This window comes from Candidatus Jordarchaeum sp., from assembly GCF_052745115.1.
In genome coordinates this window covers 1-2,284 of the sequence record NZ_JBRAKS010000484.1, presented here as the reverse complement: position 1 = coordinate 2,284, position 2,284 = coordinate 1, and the positions used below count along the sequence as shown (strand labels likewise).

Here is a 2,284-nt window from a genome sequence, read left to right as displayed (position 1 = left end):
GTATATTTGTATCAAATTTTTAATCTATCGGAATTAATAGTAGATAAAATATTTATTTAATAAGTAAGAAGCTGAGAGTATGCACATTATTTATCCGGAGAAGTTAGAAACAGTTTTGAAGATGCGAGACGGGACGGAAGCACTGGTCAGACCGTTAAAACCGGATGAGGACAAAGATAAACTATACGAAATGTACAGCACACTCTCCAAAGAAACAAACTATTACCGCTTCCTAAACTATCAACCCGTCACCAGGTGGATAGTGGAGCAGTGGTGCGAAGTAAACTATGATGACAAAATGGCTCTGGTAGCAATAGTGAAAGAAAATGGGAAAGAAAAAATCATTGCCGATTCCCGATACTACGTGGATAAAACCACTGAGGAAGCCGAGATAGCAATAGTGGTACACGACGATTATCAAGGTCAGGGAATAGGGACAGAACTACTCGAATATACAATAGAAGTGGCTCGAAAAATGGGGGTAAAAAGGTTGTACGCTTACCTGTCTCCTACAAATAGGAGAATAATTCATGTGGTTAAAAAACTTGGCTTCGCGGTCAAATGGGTTTCTGATATCGGCGAGTATAAAGCCGACTTGCCTCTGCAATAAGATTCTCGAACAATATTGATTTAATGTTTAAGTTATTTGGACTGCTATCCGGATACTACATTACATTCTAAATGGGAGTTTTGTTTCTGGGGGAATTGTATCGATGTATTTATTTCTAAAATCTTCGCTTAGCATTGGGCACTCGTTGAAAATGCAGGGTTCACTGTACATTGGGTGACTCCACATTTTTTCTAGAATGACTTTTAGAGGCTCGTCCCTGATATTTCCAAAGGAGAGGGGCATAAAACAACATGGTTGAACATCTCCATAGGGGGAAATGTAAATGTATTCTTTGTCTGCCACTCCCCTACACCGGCTTGAAGCTTGATTTTGGAAGTAGAAATCTCGACACACAAATGGGAAATCCACGAGTTTTCTTACCCTCTTTTCCTCCTCGGGTGACAGCCTTACATCAACATTGTGGAGCCATCTACCAGCCGGGGTGGGCAATAGGTATCTTACTCCCGTGGCACCCAAATCTTTTGCCATTTGGATCACTTTTTCAAAATCACCGTTAGCTAGATTTTCTTTCGTAATATAGGTAGATAGTACACAATGTAAGCCCACATCAAGCGCATTTTTCACCGCTCCGACAGCTTTTTCAAAACACCCTTTATATCCTCGATACTCATTGTGTACTTCGGCGTACGGACTGTCGATACTAACGTAGAGTAGATCAAGTCCACTGTCTTTCAATTGTTGAGCGTAATCTTTTGTGACCTTTATCCCATTAGTATCCACAAACACGAACACTGATCTATCTCTAGCGTAGCTTATTAGCTCCATGAGGTCTTTTCTCAAGGTTGGTTCCCCACCGAAGAAGTTGACCACCAAAGCTTTATCGGCTTGATCCAGCACGTTCTTAACCTCTTCAGTTGTCAAATCTCTATGCTTTTCTTTTATGTAATTACCGGTGCAACAGTGCCTGCAATGACACTGGCATTGGTAAGTTATACCGAACATCAAGTATGAGATTGGACCTTTTTTTTCTAGCCACATGGAGAGCTTCTCTAGGTTAAAGTCTAGAGGAATACCTTTTTCCAGCCATAAGGCTCCATCATCCGCATATGGGCTTTGCTCCATTTTCAACACCCTCATTTTTTCAATTTTGCTAATTATCTTAATTCTATAGTTTAAATAGTTTATGATTCAGAAAAAAATAGGCGAAAGTCTAGATATTATAGGTGAGAAATTGGTGATGCTATTTTTCATCCCTTATGGCTGCTAGGAAGTCTATCACGAGCCTTGCAGCTAACTGAGCCGTAACACCCGTAGGATCATAAAGTGAGTTTACCTCCACTAGGTCAAACCCTACAATTTTTCCCTTCTTTGGAAGAGCGGTGAGCATGTCCCTCATCTGAAGGTACGTGAATCCTCCAGGCTCCGGGGTTCCTGTTCCGGGAGCCACTGACGCATCAAGGGAATCTATGTCTATGGATACATATATTTTTTCATCATATGGAATTTGCTCTAACACCCATTTCGTTCCCTGTTTTATTGCTTTCTCAGCCGTAATTATTTTGGAGCCATACTCCTTCGCATTATCTGTGATAAAAGTGGGATTAAGTAATCCTCGGATACCTATTTGCGTGATTCCCTTAACGTGTTCTAGCTCGGAGGCCGTTGTCCGAAACTTACCCATCTAGGACACTTCCAGATGGTGTTCGGTTCCTG

3 protein-coding genes are annotated in these 2,284 nt (G+C 41.2%); 1 reads left to right on the top strand and 2 read right to left on the bottom strand.

The window, feature by feature from the left end; all coding sequences use genetic code 11:
* The first annotated feature begins 79 nt into the window (after window positions 1-79).
* Window positions 80-610 (top strand): GNAT family N-acetyltransferase, encoded by a 531-nt coding sequence (locus ACUVXA_RS19895; RefSeq protein ID WP_445873034.1) that lies wholly within the window; start codon window positions 80-82, stop codon window positions 608-610.
* Window positions 611-670: 60 nt separating this feature from the next.
* Here ACUVXA_RS19895 and ACUVXA_RS19890 read toward each other — a convergent pair whose 3' ends face one another.
* Both ACUVXA_RS19890 and ACUVXA_RS19885 read right to left on the bottom strand, forming a co-directional pair.
* Window positions 671-1,693, bottom strand: coding sequence for a radical SAM/SPASM domain-containing protein (locus ACUVXA_RS19890; protein ID WP_445873033.1), 1,023 nt, complete (start codon window positions 1,691-1,693; stop codon window positions 671-673).
* 118 nt (window positions 1,694-1,811) lie between these two features.
* Complete coding sequence (locus ACUVXA_RS19885) at window positions 1,812-2,252, bottom strand: arginase family protein (RefSeq protein ID WP_445873032.1); 441 nt, start codon at window positions 2,250-2,252, stop codon at window positions 1,812-1,814.
* Window positions 2,253-2,284: the final 32 nt, after the last annotated feature.

Coding starts and splice junctions, on each gene's coding strand:
- ACUVXA_RS19895 (WP_445873034.1), top strand. CDS start 80: ATGCACATTATTTATCCGGAGAAGTTAGAAACAGTTTTGAAGATGCGA.
- ACUVXA_RS19890 (WP_445873033.1), bottom strand. CDS start 1,693: ATGGAGCAAAGCCCATATGCGGATGATGGAGCCTTATGGCTGGAAAAA.
- ACUVXA_RS19885 (WP_445873032.1), bottom strand. CDS start 2,252: ATGGGTAAGTTTCGGACAACGGCCTCCGAGCTAGAACACGTTAAGGGA.